At 58.0% G+C, this 14,740-nt stretch carries 12 protein-coding genes; 11 read left to right on the top strand and 1 reads right to left on the bottom strand.

All coding sequences use genetic code 11. The features are described from left to right. The first annotated feature begins 38 nt into the window (after positions 1-38). From GS611_RS05345 to GS611_RS05370, 6 genes are all read left to right on the top strand, one after another. Positions 39-1,253 (top strand): CynX/NimT family MFS transporter, encoded by a 1,215-nt coding sequence (locus GS611_RS05345; RefSeq protein WP_171632984.1) that lies wholly within the window; start codon positions 39-41, stop codon positions 1,251-1,253. Then, positions 1,250-1,846 carry a YceI family protein gene (locus tag GS611_RS05350; RefSeq protein ID WP_171632986.1) on the top strand — a complete coding sequence of 199 codons (597 nt, stop codon included), beginning with the start codon at positions 1,250-1,252 and terminating at the stop codon, positions 1,844-1,846. The genes GS611_RS05345 and GS611_RS05350 overlap by 4 nt, the downstream gene beginning before the upstream one ends. A gap of 80 nt (positions 1,847-1,926) precedes the next feature. Further along, complete coding sequence (locus tag GS611_RS05355) at positions 1,927-3,147, top strand: MFS transporter (protein ID WP_171632989.1); 1,221 nt, start codon at positions 1,927-1,929, stop codon at positions 3,145-3,147. Positions 3,148-3,433: 286 nt separating this feature from the next. Continuing rightward, on the top strand, positions 3,434-5,179 hold the full coding sequence (gene metG / locus GS611_RS05360) for a methionine--tRNA ligase (RefSeq protein WP_171632992.1): 1,746 nt from the start codon (positions 3,434-3,436) through the stop codon (positions 5,177-5,179). Between the two features lie 302 nt (positions 5,180-5,481). Next, positions 5,482-6,582 carry an efflux RND transporter periplasmic adaptor subunit gene (locus GS611_RS05365; RefSeq protein ID WP_171639648.1) on the top strand — a complete coding sequence of 367 codons (1,101 nt, stop codon included), beginning with the start codon at positions 5,482-5,484 and terminating at the stop codon, positions 6,580-6,582. 3 nt (positions 6,583-6,585) lie between these two features. Further along, on the top strand, positions 6,586-9,723 hold the full coding sequence (locus tag GS611_RS05370) for an efflux RND transporter permease subunit (protein WP_171632997.1): 3,138 nt from the start codon (positions 6,586-6,588) through the stop codon (positions 9,721-9,723). 71 nt (positions 9,724-9,794) lie between these two features. Here GS611_RS05370 and glpD read toward each other — a convergent pair whose 3' ends face one another. Next, a complete protein-coding gene (glpD, locus tag GS611_RS05375) occupies positions 9,795-11,378 on the bottom strand; it encodes a glycerol-3-phosphate dehydrogenase (RefSeq protein WP_171633848.1) in 1,584 nt (527 codons plus the stop codon). 180 nt (positions 11,379-11,558) lie between these two features. On the opposite strand from glpD, the gene GS611_RS05380 reads away from it, so the two are divergent. The 5 genes from GS611_RS05380 to GS611_RS05400 all read left to right on the top strand — a co-directional run bounded on the left by GS611_RS05380 (position 11,559) and on the right by GS611_RS05400 (position 14,730). After that, positions 11,559-12,320, top strand: a complete 762-nt coding sequence (locus tag GS611_RS05380) for a DeoR/GlpR family DNA-binding transcription regulator (RefSeq protein ID WP_171633000.1) — start codon at positions 11,559-11,561, stop codon at positions 12,318-12,320. A 109-nt stretch (positions 12,321-12,429) separates the two neighbouring features. Further along, the gene (locus tag GS611_RS05385; RefSeq protein WP_171633003.1) at positions 12,430-12,585 is read left to right on the top strand and encodes a DUF5993 family protein; all 156 of its coding nucleotides are present in this window, start codon (positions 12,430-12,432) and stop codon (positions 12,583-12,585) included. A 10-nt stretch (positions 12,586-12,595) separates the two neighbouring features. Further along, positions 12,596-13,165 (top strand): disulfide bond formation protein B, encoded by a 570-nt coding sequence (locus GS611_RS05390; protein ID WP_152457736.1) that lies wholly within the window; start codon positions 12,596-12,598, stop codon positions 13,163-13,165. Positions 13,166-13,200: 35 nt separating this feature from the next. Beyond that, positions 13,201-13,563 (top strand): DUF3302 domain-containing protein, encoded by a 363-nt coding sequence (locus GS611_RS05395; protein WP_152457735.1) that lies wholly within the window; start codon positions 13,201-13,203, stop codon positions 13,561-13,563. A 21-nt stretch (positions 13,564-13,584) separates the two neighbouring features. After that, positions 13,585-14,730, top strand: coding sequence for an HlyD family secretion protein (locus tag GS611_RS05400; protein WP_171633005.1), 1,146 nt, complete (start codon positions 13,585-13,587; stop codon positions 14,728-14,730). Positions 14,731-14,740 lie beyond the last annotated feature (10 nt).

Here is a 14,740-nt window from a genome sequence, read left to right on the forward strand (position 1 = left end):
GACTGGTCAAAACCCGGGCCGCGCCCTAGCGTCACGACATGAGCCATCCGATCCATGACAGCCGCTATTCCTGGCTTCGCCTTCTGATCACGCTCGCCATTGCAACAGTGGCGAATGTCGGCATGTGGGCCGTGATCGTGGTCATGCCCGCAGTTGAAACCGAATTCGGGGCCGGTCGTGCCGAAGCCTCGATGCCGTACACTCTGGCAATGATCGGTTTTGCCCTGGGCAACATGTGGCTGGGGCAGGTAGTGGACCGGCTGGGCGTCACCAGCGCCCTGATCGGAGCAGCCGTCTTAAGTGCGCTGAGCTACGTGCTGGCAACGCTGGCACCAAGCATAATGTTGCTATCCGCGGCACATCTCCTGCTGGGGCTGGGCACATCGATTGGGTTTGGCCCGCTGATCGCAGATATCTCACATTGGTTCATGAAACGGCGCGGCATTGCCGTCGCGTTGGTCGCCAGTGGGAATTACCTGTCCGGCGCCATCTGGCCCACCATGCTGTCCGGAATTCTGGCGCGGGATGGATGGCAACAGGTCTATCTGACGCTCGCCGTGCTGACGCTTGTCGTCGTCATTCCCCTGTCGCTGCTGCTACGCCGCAGGGTTCCGGTCGAGGCACACAGCACCGCCGCAGCATCCGCCAAAATCAATGCACGAAGTGTCGGTGTATCACCGCGCGCGCTGCAATATATTCTGGGCCTGGCCGGGATCGGTTGTTGTGTCGCCATGTCGATGCCACAGGTTCATATCGTCTCCTATTGCGTCGGGCTGGGATATGGGCCCGCGGTCGGGGCCGAGATGCTGTCACTGATGTTATTGGGTGGTGTTGTCAGCCGGATCATCTCGGGTTTGTTGGCAGATCGGCTGGGCGGGGTCCTGACGCTTTTGATCGGTTCGCTCCTGCAATGTATCGCCTTGTTCCTGTTCCTGCCCTACGATGGAATGGTGTCGCTTTATGCCATCAGTCTGCTCTTTGGTCTGGCACAGGGCGGCATCGTGCCCAGCTATGCGTTGATTGTCCGCGAATACATGCCGCCGCAAGAAGCTGGTGCGCGCGTCGGGTTCGTCATGATGATGACTATTCTTGGCATGGCACTCGGTGGCTGGATGTCAGGATGGATCTACGACCTCACCGGAAGCTACCAACTGGCGTTCGTGAATGGCATCCTTTGGAACGGTCTGAACATTGCAATCGTTCTGATGCTGCTCAGAAGATCCCGCCCTACACGGGAAGGCGTCATGGCATGACCCTTCTGACCCGTCGCAGCCTGCTTGCCGGGCTGGCAACCCTGCCCCTGACCCGGGCAGCACAAGCCGCATTGCGGCCATACATCCTGTCGGATGAAGGCACCCGGGTCGGGTTCACCTTTGATCTTGCGGGGGTGACACAGTCAGGGACGATGCCGATCCGGACCGCCGATGTTCAGATTGACACAGGTCGGCTACAGAACAGCCAGGTCACGGTGACACTGGACGTCAGCAAAGCCAGAACACGGCTGCCCTTTGCCCGTATGCCCATGCTCAGCCCCAGCGTTTTGGACGCGAAACAGCACCCAACGATCCGGTTTGTGTCAACAGACATACAACTGGGCGCGGAAGGGCGAATATCAGATGGCGCTCGGATCACGGGTGATCTGACGGTCCGCGGCGTGACCCGCCCGATCACATTGGAGGCCAATCTGTACCGGCAGGCGGGAAGTGCGGCAAACGATCTCAGCCGTCTGACCTTTGGTCTGAAGGGCGCCTTGAACCGGCACGACTTCGGAGCTTCGGGCTATCCTGACCTGGTTGATGACACTGTCGGCCTGGACATCCGCGCCGAGATCATACGCGCGACCTGATCGCCGAACGGCAAAAAACGACTCGCTAAAGTCGAATTGATGCGCGCATTGTGCGGCGACCCTGCCAATCTGAGACCACCATGCGCACGATCATTTCATTTGCCGCCCTGTTTCTTTCGGTCATTCTGCTTCAGCTTTCGACAGGAGGCGTCGGGCCGCTCGATGCCATTTCCGGCATCACGCTGGATTTCACGACCGAACAGATCGGTCTTTTGGGGTCTTCGCACTTTCTGGGGTTTTTCATCGGCTGCTGGTGGGCGCCACGTCTGATGGGCAATGTCGGTCATTCACGCGCATTTGCAGTTTGCACCGCGTTGGGCGCGATGGGTCTCATCGGACATACGCTGACCGAAAACCCATATATCTGGGCCGCCCTTCGTGTGGCCTCGGGCACCTGCGTCGCAGGCGCTTACACGGTGATCGAGGCATGGCTGAACGCAAAGGTCACCAATGAAACCCGAGGGCGTGCAATGGGAACGTACCGGATCGCGGATATGGGCGCGTCCCTGTGCGCCCAGTTGATTATCGCCGTTCTGCCCCCGGCCTCTTACGTCTCGTACAACCTGCTGGCGATCCTGTGCTGTGCGTCACTTCTGCCGCTGACGCTGACCAAAGCAAGCCAACCCAAAACACCCGACGCGCCCCGTCTGAAACCCAAGCTGGCTTGGCGCAGCTCACCCTTGGCCGTGGCTGGCGTGATCGTGGCCGCGCTCAGCTCGGCCTCGTTCCGAATGGTGGGTCCGGTTTACGGGCAAGAGGTCGGACTGGGCGTCGATCAGATCGCATTCTTCCTGGCCTCTTTCGTACTGGGTGGAGCGCTTGCTCAATACCCTGTCGGCTGGCTGGCTGATAAATATGACCGGCGCTGGGTGCTGATCTGGCTGTCAGCTGCCGCGGTATTCAGCTGCGGCGTCACCATGGCGGCCAGCGGCACCGGAACGATCGGAGTCATGTCGGCGGCCGTGTTCTTTGGTCTGACAACCTTCCCGATCTTCTCGGTCTCTTCCGCCCACGCAAACGACTTTGCCACGTCCGAGGAACGGGTGGAACTCTCGGCTGCCCTGATGTTCTGGTTTGCCTTGGGGGCGATTGCATCGCCCTACATAACCTCGACCCTGATCCAGCAATTTGGTCCCGGTGCCCTTTTTGCCTTCGTGGCGTTCGGGCATGTCTTCCTGATCGTGTTTGGTCTGGCGCGGATGCGGTCTCGCCCCACCCCCGAGGAGCGCACGAATTATGTTTACGCCCCGCGCACCTCATTCACGATTGGTCGCCTTCTGAAACGATCACGGGAAGACTGAACAACCCAACGCCCCCGTTTTTTGAATATCTTTTGTGATCGCCCCGGCCTTTTCGGTCGGTTCGGTATGGAACAAGGAGAAGGCGCTGCCACTCGGAGTCGAAGCGTTGAGATCCCTCTGTTCACTTCAGTGGCATTTTACGTCTCCGGAACGCGATCCAGACCGTCGCGGCAGCACGATTTTCGATCCCTTCGGGATCTAAATCGACAAGCAAGTCAATGCCGGGCTTTTGCTGGGCGATCACATCATGTAGACGGGCGCGCAGACAGTTACGCGGAAACGGATCATGGCTCGGATTCTCATCACCTCGGCGATCCCCTACATCAACGGGATCAAACACCTCGGCAATCTGATCGGCTCGCAATTGCCGGCTGATTTGTACGCACGCTACCAGCGTGGCCGGGGGAACGAGGTCATGTTCCTGTGCGCCACGGATGAACACGGCACACCCGCCGAGCTGGCCGCCGCCAAGGCTGGCAAGCCGGTGGCGGAATATTGCGCCGACATGTATGCGATTCAGGCCGATATCGCCAACCGGTTTGGTCTCAGCTTCGATCACTTCGGCCGCTCGTCCAGCGACCAGAACAAGCGCCTGACCCAGCATTTTGCGGGCAAGCTGGATGACGCGGGCCTGATCCGCGAAGTCAGCGAGAAACAGGTGTATTCCAACGCCGATGGCCGCTTTCTGCCTGACCGCTATATCGAAGGCACCTGCCCCAATTGCGGCTATGATCGCGCACGCGGCGACCAGTGCGAAAACTGCACCAAACAATTGGATCCGACCGACCTGATCGAGCCGCGCTCGGCCATTTCCGGATCCACCGATCTGGAAGTGCGCGAGACCAAGCACCTGTATCTGCGTCAATCCGCGATGAAGGACAAGCTGGATGCGTGGATCGACAGCAAGACGGACTGGCCGGTCCTGACCACTTCGATTGCCAAGAAGTGGCTGCATGATGGCGACGGCTTGCAGGACCGTGGCATTACCCGCGATCTGGACTGGGGTGTACCGGTCAAGAAAGGCGATCAGGATTGGCCGGGGATGGAAGGCAAGGTCTTTTACGTCTGGTTCGACGCCCCCATCGAATACATCGCCTGCGCCAAGGAATGGGCGGACGCCAACGGCAGGACTGATGCGGATTGGGAACGCTGGTGGCGCACCGACAAGGGCGCGGACGACGTGCGCTATGTCCAGTTCATGGGCAAGGACAACGTGCCGTTCCATACCCTGTCCTTCCCAGCCACCATCCTAGGCACCAACGCGCATAATGAAGAGGCCGGATCACCCGAGCGCTGGAAGCTGGTGGATTACATCAAGTCGTTCAACTACCTGAATTATGACGGCGGCCAGTTTTCGACCAGCCAGGGCCGTGGCGTGTTCATGGATCAGGCGCTGGACATTCTGCCTGCCGATTACTGGCGCTGGTGGCTGCTGAGCCATGCACCCGAAAGCAGCGACAGCGAATTTACCTGGGAGAATTTCCAGCAATCGGTGAATAAGGACCTTGCAGACGTTCTGGGCAACTTTGTCAGCCGCATCACCAAATTCTGCCGCTCGAAATTTGGTGAGACCGTGCCCGAAGGTGGACAGTTCGGCCCCCGCGAACAGGCCTTGATCGAAGAGCTCACCAAACGTGTCCGCGCCTATGAAGGCCATATGGAGGCGATGGAGGTTCGCAAATCCGCGCAGGAGCTGCGGGCAATCTGGGTCGCAGGAAATGAATATCTACAGGCCGCAGCTCCGTGGTCCACATTCAAGGAAGACCCCGAGCAGGCCGCCGCGCAGGTACGTCTTGGCCTGAACCTGATCCGGCTTTACGCCGTTCTCAGCGCACCGTTCATCCCCGACACCTCGGCCCGCATGCTGAGCGCGATGAACACTCTGGATACCAGCTGGCCCGATGATGTTGCCACCGCATTGAACGCCTTGCCGTCCGGCCACGACTTTGCCGTGCCAGACGTTCTGTTCGCCAAGATAACGGATGAACAGCGCGAAGAATGGCAGGACAGGTTCGCGGGAACCCGCGACTGATCGGTCCGGCACAATAGACCCGGGGGGCCCATTTCGGGCCCCTTTTGTTTGGGCCACGCGGCCGCGTCAGGGCCTAAGCCAGCATAAGTGCTTGAACTTTTGACCTCCGCCCTGACCAGCGCGGGACTCATCACGCTTGAGATATCGGCACAAAAAAGTCATCCTGAGACAAGGTTCCTCCGACTCGCGTCGCCGTGGCGACTGGGTCGGTATCTTTTGTTTCTGCATCGATCGAGGCTTTCGCCATGTCCCCAGCATTCCTTTCACCCAACAAGACCAGCAGGCATTTGGCCGCCGCATTCATGCTGATGTCCTTGGGTTTGGCGCATCCGGCGACCGCGCAGGAAGAAGGGGCACCGCCAAAGGTTTCGATAGCGGCGGCCTATACCGAGGAAATCACCGACGAAGCCACGTTCATCGGACGCGCCGAGGCAATCAACAAGGTCGATATCGTGGCGCGGGTGAACGGATTTCTCAACAGCCGCGAGGTCGAGGATGGGGCGACCGTCAAAGAAGGCGATCTGCTGTTCACCATCGAACCCGACCTGTACGAGGCGACGCTTGAGGCCCGAAAGGCCGATCTGAACCGGGCCGAAGCAAATCTTGAACTGGCAAAGGTCGATCTGGCGCGTAAAGAAGAACTTTACAAACGCGACGCGACACCAGAGTCAGAACGCGACATTGCCCGCGCCAACGAACTGGTCGCCGAGGCAGAGGTGAAGGCGGCCAATGCCGCAATCCAGCAGGCCGAGCTTGACCTGAGCTACACGCAGATACATGCGCCATTCGACGGCCGTATCGGCAGGATCACGACCAGCGTCGGAGATGTGGTAGGCCCAAACAACCCTCCTCTGGTCAATATCGTCAGCGAGACGCCCATATATGTGAATTTCTCGTTGAACGAAAAGCTCTTCACCTCAGTCTTGCAGACTTATGGTGAAAACTCGGCATCGCTGGCGGAAAGCCCGCAAAGCCCGAATGTACACGTCATCCTGCCCAACGGCACCAAGATGGATGAAGTCGGCAGAATTGTATTCGTTGACAACCGTATCGACCCATTGACCGGCGCAATTACCATTCGCGCCCAGTTCGACAACGCGGACCGGCTGATTCTGGATGGCGCCTTTGTGAATGTGCAGATCGAAGCGCTGGAACCGACCTTGCAGGTTCTGGTGCCTCAAGCCGCCTTGCAGCGCGATCAGCGGGGTGAGTTTGTCTTGGTGGTCAACGACAAGCAGATGGTTGAACAGCGTTACATCACCACCGGTGACACGGTCGGAACCGCGATTATCGTGCTGGACGGGCTGCGCGAAGGCGAAAGCGTCATTGTCGAGGGCCTGCAACGGGTTCGCCCCGGCGTCGCTGTTGACGCAGTCGTCGCCTCTGAGCAACCGGGAGAGTAACAGATGTTCTCAGCCCTGTTCATCAGCCGGCCCAAGCTGGCGCTCGTCATTTCGCTGGTGCTGACCATTATGGGCGGTATCGGATACCTTGTGCTGCCGGTCGCGCAGTTTCCCGATATCACCCCGCCCGTGGTCAACGTCTCGACCACCTATACCGGCGCAAACGCCGAGACCGTTGAAAATACCGTTGCCGCGCCGATCGAGGCGCAGGTCAACGGTGTGGACGACATGATCTACATGACGTCCAGATCATCGGACAACGGGTCCTATTCGCTGGATGTGACCTTTGAGGTCGGCACCGATCCTGACATCGCATCGGTCAACGTTCAAAACCGGGTGGCGCAGGCCATGTCGTCGCTGCCAGCCGAAGTGACTTCGTCCGGCGTGGTGACACAGAAATCTTCGACCAACATGCTGATGCTGGTCACTCTGACCTCACCAAATGGGACCTATGACAGTGTGTTCCTGTCGAACTATGCCTCGATCAATCTGCGCGATGCGCTGGCCCGCGTGCAGGGCGTCGGCAAGGCCGATGTTCTGACCAACCTTGAATACGCCATGCGGATCTGGATGGACCCGGACAAGATGGCGGCGCTGTCCATCACACCGGGGGATGTCATCAATGCGATCCGGGAACAGAATATCGAAGTATCCGCCGGTTCGATCGGTGCGCCACCCGTTCCCGAAGGGCAGACGTTTCAATACACGATTAAATCCAAAGGCCGTCTGACCTCCGCAGAGGAATTCGGTGACATTGTCATCCGGACAGGTGACGCCGGTGCCATCGTCCGCGTCAAAGACATCGCCCGGGTAGAGCTTGGCGCGGAATATTATGCGGCTTCCGGCTATTTTCAGGCGGTTCCAGCCACGGTTATCGGCATCTATCAGGCCCCCGGTGCAAACGCTTTGGCGGTTTCGGAACGCGTGCAGGCGGAATTGGAGCGGCTGTCCCGCGCCTTTCCGACAGATGTCGAATATGATGTCCCCTTCAACACGACCGACTTTGTCGAGGCGTCTTTAAACGATGTGGTCTCGACCCTGATCCTGACCTTCATTCTGGTTATTTCGGTTGTGTTCGTGTTCCTTGGAAGTTGGCGCGCAACGATCATTCCGGCGGTGGCAATCCCGGTATCCCTGATCGGTACTTTTGCCTTCCTGCTGGCGTTTGGGATGTCGCTGAACACCATCTCGCTGTTCGCCTTGGTGCTGGCCATCGGTATCGTGGTGGATGACGCCATCGTCGTCGTCGAAAACGTGGAGCGCATCATTGCCGATGAAGGGTTGCCCCCTGCTGAAGCCACCCGTAAAGCCATGGGCCAGATCACGGGGCCGGTCATCGCGACCACACTGGTTCTTTTGGCGGTGTTCGTGCCGGTCACGTTCATGCCCGGCATCTCGGGGCGGCTGTATTCCCAATTTGCCATAACGATCTCGACCGCTGTCGTAATCTCTTCCATCAACGCTCTGACCCTTTCGCCTGCCCTGTGCGGCTTGGTTCTTCGTCCCCGGTCCGGCCCTCCCAAAGGGGTGCTTGCGATGTTCGAAAACTTCATCGGCACCGTGCGCAACGGCTATGTGGCCATTGTACGAAAGCTGTTGGTTTTTCCGGCCATTGCGCTGGCCATCGTGGTTGGGCTTGGCATGGGAACCGGAACAATCATGTCCAACACCTCGGCCGGGTTTATTCCGCTTGAAGACAACGGGTATCTGTTCGTCGATGTTCAGTTGCCTGATGCCGCAACGTTGGAACGGACCGAGGCGGTCACTGCTCGTCTGGACGAACAGATAAGTGAAATCCCGGGCGTCGCGAGCACGGTTCTTGTCAACGGCTTTTCGATGCTGAACGGCACGATCACCAACGGCGCTGCGATTTTCGTCAACCTCGAAAACTGGAGCGAACGGCAGGAAGAGGATCTGAGCGCGGACGCCATTCTGGCCAAAGTGCTGGCGATCGCGAACGGTGAATCAGCAGCTTCGGTCCTTGCTTTCAACCCACCGCCCATCCAGGGCCTTGGCATGTCCGCCGGTGTCGAGATGGAAGTTCAGCAAACCGGTGGTGGCACTCCGCAGGATCTGGCCTCGGCCGTGGGTTCGTTCGTGTATTCGGCCAATCAGAGGCCCGAGATTGGGCAGGCCTATACGACCTTCCGCGCCAACGTCCCACAGCTGTTCGTTGATCTGGACCGCGAAAAAGCCAAAACGCTGAATGTCTCGGTCGCCGAGATATTTCAGACCATGCAGGCGCAGCTGGGATCTTACTATGTCAATGACTTCAACCTGTTCGGCCGTGTCTATCGCGTGATGATTCAGGCCGATGGGACCTATCGGGACAATGTCGAAGATATCGCGAACCTCTATGTCCGTTCTCAAAACGGAGACATGGTGCCGCTGGGGACACTGATCGACGTTGAAAACGTGCTGGGTCCGGTTCTGCTGAAGCGCCACAACCTGTTCCGGTCGGCCACGGTGACGGCGGTCCCTGCACCCGGCTTGTCCAGCGGCGATGCAATCAACGTGATGACCGAAGAATCCGCGACCGCCCTGCCCCCGGGCTATGCGTTCGAATGGACAGGGACAGCGCAGCAGCAGCTGGCCTCGGGAAGTCTGGTGATCATCATCCTCGGGCTTGCCATCCTGTTCGGTTACTTGTTCCTGGTGGGTCAGTATGAAAGTTGGACGCTACCTGTTTCAATCCTGCTTTCCGTTGTCGTTGCCTTGTTTGGGGCCGTGGCGGCGGTGGCCATCGTGGGCAGTGACATCAACCTCTATACGCAGATCGGTATGATCATGCTTGTCGGGCTGGCCTCGAAGAACGGTATTCTGATCGTCGAGTTCGCCATGGAGCAACGCGCCAAGGGGCTGTCCATCAAAGAGGCCGCAGCAGAGGCGGCATATCAGCGTTTCCGCGCTGTGATGATGACTGCGCTGTCCTTCCTACTTGGCGTTGTCCCCCTGCTGGCCGCCAACGGAGCCGGTGCCGCCAGCCAGAAAGCGATTGGTGTCGCGGTATTTGGCGGGATGCTGGCCGCAACGCTGGTTGGTGTGATCGTGGTGCCCGTGCTCTATGCCCTGATGCAAGGCATGCGGGAATGGTTGAAGGGCAACAAGAGCGACCCCGACCCTACGGAAAAAGCCGCCTGAACACCGAAAGCCCCATCTGAACTGATGGGGCTTTTTTGCAATTCCGCTACTAGGATTCAGGCGTTTTCAGGCTATCCCTTATCCTCGGACCGTTCAGACATCCATTGATCGATCCGCGCAATCTGCTCGGCACTCAGCCGCAAGCCCAGCTTGTTGCGGCGCCAAACCACATCTTCGGCTGAGCGGGCATATTCCTTGTTCATCAGCCACGCGACCTCTTTCGCTGTCAGGGTTGCGCCAAACTCCTCTCCCAGATCGGATACCTGTTTTGCATCATCCAAAACATCCCTTGCTTCAGTCCCGTAAGCTCTGATCAGGCGGGCAGCCCAGCTTTCGGTCAAAAAAGGATAGGCCGCCATAAGATCGCTTTTCAGGGTTTCGACAGCATCCACCGGAAAATCACCCCCCGGCAGTGCGACACCTGCGGTCCAGGGGCCGGGCAGGTGCGGAAAATACTCACCGACCTTCTCAAGCGCGCTTTCTGCAAGCCTGCGATAGGTCGTGATCTTGCCGCCGAATACATTCAAAACGGGCGCCCCGCCCTGCGCATCGACTTTCAACGTGTAATCCCGCGTTGCCGCAGTGGCACTGCTTGCTCCGTCATCATAAAGAGGCCGCACGCCGGAATAGGTCCACACGACATCGTCGCGCGTTATGCTTTTTTTGAAGTACTTTGATGCAAAGGCGCACAGGTAATCCTGCTCGGCCTCTGTGCAGACCGGTTTGGTCGACGGGTCCGGATGATCCTGATCCGTTGTCCCAATCAAGGTAAAGTCCTGCTCGTATGGTATGGCGAAAATGATGCGGCCATCTTCGCCCTGGAAAAAATAGCATTTGTCGTGATCGTAAAGCCTGGGCGTCACGATATGACTGCCCCGCACAAGCCGCACGCCCTCGCGAGAGTTCACGCGGATCTTGGATTGAATAATGTCGCCCACCCAGGGCCCACCTGCATTGATCAGCATCTTGGCCCGGACCAAACGGGTCTCACCGCTGACCCGATCCCGAACGGACACTTCCCAAAGATCGCCGACCCGCTCGGCCGAGGTCACTTCGGTTCGGACCATGATCTGCGCGCCGCGCGACTCGGCGTCACGCGCATTCAGGACCACCAATCGCGAGTCTTCGATCCAGCAGTCGGAATATTCATAAGCCGTTTCGAACTTGTCCTGCAACGGGGCCCCCTCGGGCGCTGACCGCAGGTTCAATGACGTCGTGCCCGGCAGGATTTTGCGCCCGCCCAGATTGTCATACATGAACAGGCCCAACCGGATCAGCCAGGCCGGACGCCGCCCGCGCATCCACGGCATGACCGTGCTGAGCAACCGCGAGGTCGGCGTTTCGGAATCAAACCGCATATCCTTGTGGTAGGGCAGCACAAAACGCATGGGCCAGCTGATATGCGGCATCGCGCGCAGCAGGGTTTCACGCTCGATCAGGGCCTCACGCACCAGGCGAAATTCAAAATACTCAAGATACCGCAATCCGCCGTGAAACAACTTGGTCGAGGCAGAGGACGTGGCAGAAGCGAGATCGTTCATCTCGACCAGCGTCACCGAAAGACCCCGCCCGGCGGCGTCCCGCGCTATTCCACAGCCATTGATCCCGCCGCCGATGATGAAAAGGTCTGTGATCAGGTTGTCCGTTGACTGCATATCCATTGATTCCCTGCCTGACACGGTTGCGGGCATTAGCCAGAATGACCTTCGCTTCGTCAATGTTTATGTTCGTTTTTTTTCTTTTTGCAACACTGGTATGAATTTTCAGCAAGTTGGCTTGCCAAAATCGACAAAAAGAACAAAAACGAAAATCAATCCTCTACACCGGAACTGCCCATGTCCTTGTCCTTTCGCCAATCCGACATTCTGGAAATCGCCAGCACCGATGGGCGCGTTACCGTCGAGGGGCTGGCTGAACGCTTTGGCGTCACCGTTCAGACGATCCGGCGCGACCTGACCGAGCTTGCAGATGCGGGCAAGCTGGACCGGGTTCACGGGGGCGCTGTTCTCCGCTCGGGTGTTTCAAATATCGGATACGAGGACCGCCGCGCGCTGAACGCGGACGCCAAGACCCGCATCGCTCAAACCTGCGCGGCTGATATCCCGGATGGTGCATCAATTTTCATGAACATCGGAACCTCGACCGAGGCCGTGGCAAGGCAGTTGCTGAACCACAAGAACCTGCTGGTGGTGACCAACAACATGAACGTTGCAAACATTCTTGTCGAAAACCCGGACTGCGAAATCATCATGGCCGGCGGCGTTTTGCGTCGGACAGACGGGGGGCTGATCGGCAACCTGACCGTATCAGCCATCCGGCAGTTCAAATTCGACATCGCCGTCATAGGATGTTCGGCGCTGGACGCGGATGGCGATCTTTTGGACTTCGACTTTCAGGAGGTTCAGGTCAGCCAGGCCATCATCGAGAAGGCGCGCCGAACTTTTCTGGTTGCCGATCATTCAAAGTTTCAACGCTCGGCCCCGGCGCGGATAGGATCAATTGCCGAACTTGACACGGTGTATAGCGACCTGCCCCTGCCCGGCAAGCTGCCAGAGCATTGTCGCGAGTGGCAGACTGATGTCGTCATCTGCGACTAGAGGCGGGCAAATAACAACGTCCGGGCGAGTTGCGCGGCTTGCCAGATCGAACTTGGCCTGACACTATCCTTCATACAAGAATTTGTGCACGGGAGGGGAGGACCGGGCCATGATTGCGCTTTTATTTTCGTTGTTTATCGCCACGATGGGGCTGAACTATTTCAAGTTGACCAAAGCTGGCAACGCCTTGTTTTTCGTCACATTGACCATGTGTATCTACTGGTTGAAATTCCACGCCACCACACCGCTTACAATTCAACTCTGAGGGGCTTGCCATGACACCTGAACTGTCCCGCACCCTCAACGCGATCGGTATGCTTGCCGTCTGCCTTGTACTGGCGTTGGCGTTTTTCTATCAGCTTGTCCTCTATGAACTGCCCTGCCCGCTTTGCCTGCTGCAACGTGTTGGGTTCGTTGCCGTCGGTGTGGGGCTTGGTTTGAACCTGCTCTACGGTCCACGGCCGCAACACTATGCCATCGTGCTGATTGCGGCCTTGTATGGCGGCACTGTATCGATCCGCCAAATTCTTCTGCATATCGTACCCGGCACCGGGCATTACGGCTCTCCTGTTTTGGGTCTGCACTACTATACCTGGGCCGGGATCGCCTTTTTCCTTGTGTTGCTGGGCACGTCGATCATGCTGTTATTTGATCGCCAATACGCCGACCCTTCTGGTCAGGAACCAAGGTTCGGAGGAAATGCTCTGGCAAAGATCGCGTTTTTCGTCATGCTGGCTTTGGCGGTGCTGAACGCGGGTTCGACCTTGCTGGAATGCGGGCCGGGTATCTGCGCTGACCCGCCGACAAGCTACAAGTTGATTGACGAATTGGACGCCGGCAACTGAAGATACCGTAACCTTCCCGAAAAGGAGGAGCGAGCATGGGACTACTGGGACAGCCGCTTGGCTATTATGACTATCTGACTTTCGTGGCATTGATCCTGCTTCTGGCGGCTGTGATGGCGTTGTTTCTTTTTCTCATGGGTCTTCCGGGTCGGATCGCCATCAAGCGCAACCATCCCCATGCCGAGGCCGTAAAGATCATGGGCTGGATGGGATTTCTGGCCGTGGTGCCCTGGGTCCATGCCTTTATGTGGGCGTTCCATGATGGCGTTACGGTCGACATTCGCCGTGGCCCTGACGAGGAAAAAGACGCCATTCGTGATGAAATCAAACGTCTGGGTGGCGATGTCCGACCTGAATATCAAGGTCGTCTGGACACAGACGATCCGCAGCAAAGCTAAGGCCAGAGGAAGTCACAAAACATGTTCGTCGCCCTTGGCATCACGTTATTTTACATCATTTTCGTCTGGCTTATTTTCTTCAAGCTGGAACTGCTGAAATTCAACATCGCCTGGGGCATCGTATCCTTTTGGGTTGGCGCGCACCTGTTGCTGATTTTTCTGGTCGCATTGCGGTTCTTTCAACCCTTCTCGGCCGACAGCCACGTGGTGCGTTCGACCATACAGATCATTCCCAAACTGACACAACCGACGATCCTGACCGAAGTTCTTGTGGAACCGAACACACCTGTCACCAAGGGCGATCCACTCTACCGCTTTGATGACACGGTGTTTTCACTGGCGGTGGACAATGCGCAGGCGCAATTGGTCGCCGCTGAACAGAATTCCAAGATTCTGGAACAGGATGTGATCGCGTCGACCGAAGCTGTTGAACGCGCAAACGCGCAGCTGGCCTATGCGCAGACTCAGCAAGCCCGGTATGAAACTCTTGTGCCCGCCGGTGGAGCGCGGCAAGACGAACTGGACCGCTGGAACGAGCAGGTGACCGAAGACCTTGCTGCCGTCAAACAGGCCGAAGCAAATCTGGAAAAGGCGCAACTGGCTGTGGAGTCCCAGATAGACGGTGTTAACACGGGTATTCTCCAGGCAAGGGCGCAGTTGGCCGAGGCTGAGTATTTTCTTGAAAACACAACGATCTACGCGCCTGAAAACGGCATGATCGTATCGCAGCAAGCCCGCCCCGGGCTGGTCGTCGGCGATGTTCGACTGGGCGCGATAGCCAGTTTCGTGACCGAGGACAGCCCCTATCTTCTTGCGACCTTTCGCCAGCAGAATCTGAAATTCGTGGAACCGGGGCAAGAGGTCGAAGTGGCGCTGGATCTTTACCCGGGCGAAATCCTGACGGGCAAGGTCGAGGCGATCTGGTGGGCCACACGCCAAGGGCAACTGATCCCTTCAGGCCGCCTGCCCGGCTTTGAACTGCCGAAACTGCCCGGTCGAATTGCCGTGCAGATCACCGTCGATATCCCGGAAGGGCACACTTTCCCGGCTGGCGGCCACGCCGCAGTGGCGATCTACACCGGCATGGGCAAAAGCTTTGAGTTCCTAAGACGCATCAACATCCGTCTCTATTCCTTCGCCAACTTCATTCGACCGCTGGATATCTGAGGATGCGCGC

Origin of the sequence: Ruegeria sp. HKCCD6119 (assembly GCF_013110585.1) — a bacterium.
Lineage (GTDB): Bacteria > Pseudomonadota > Alphaproteobacteria > Rhodobacterales > Rhodobacteraceae > Ruegeria.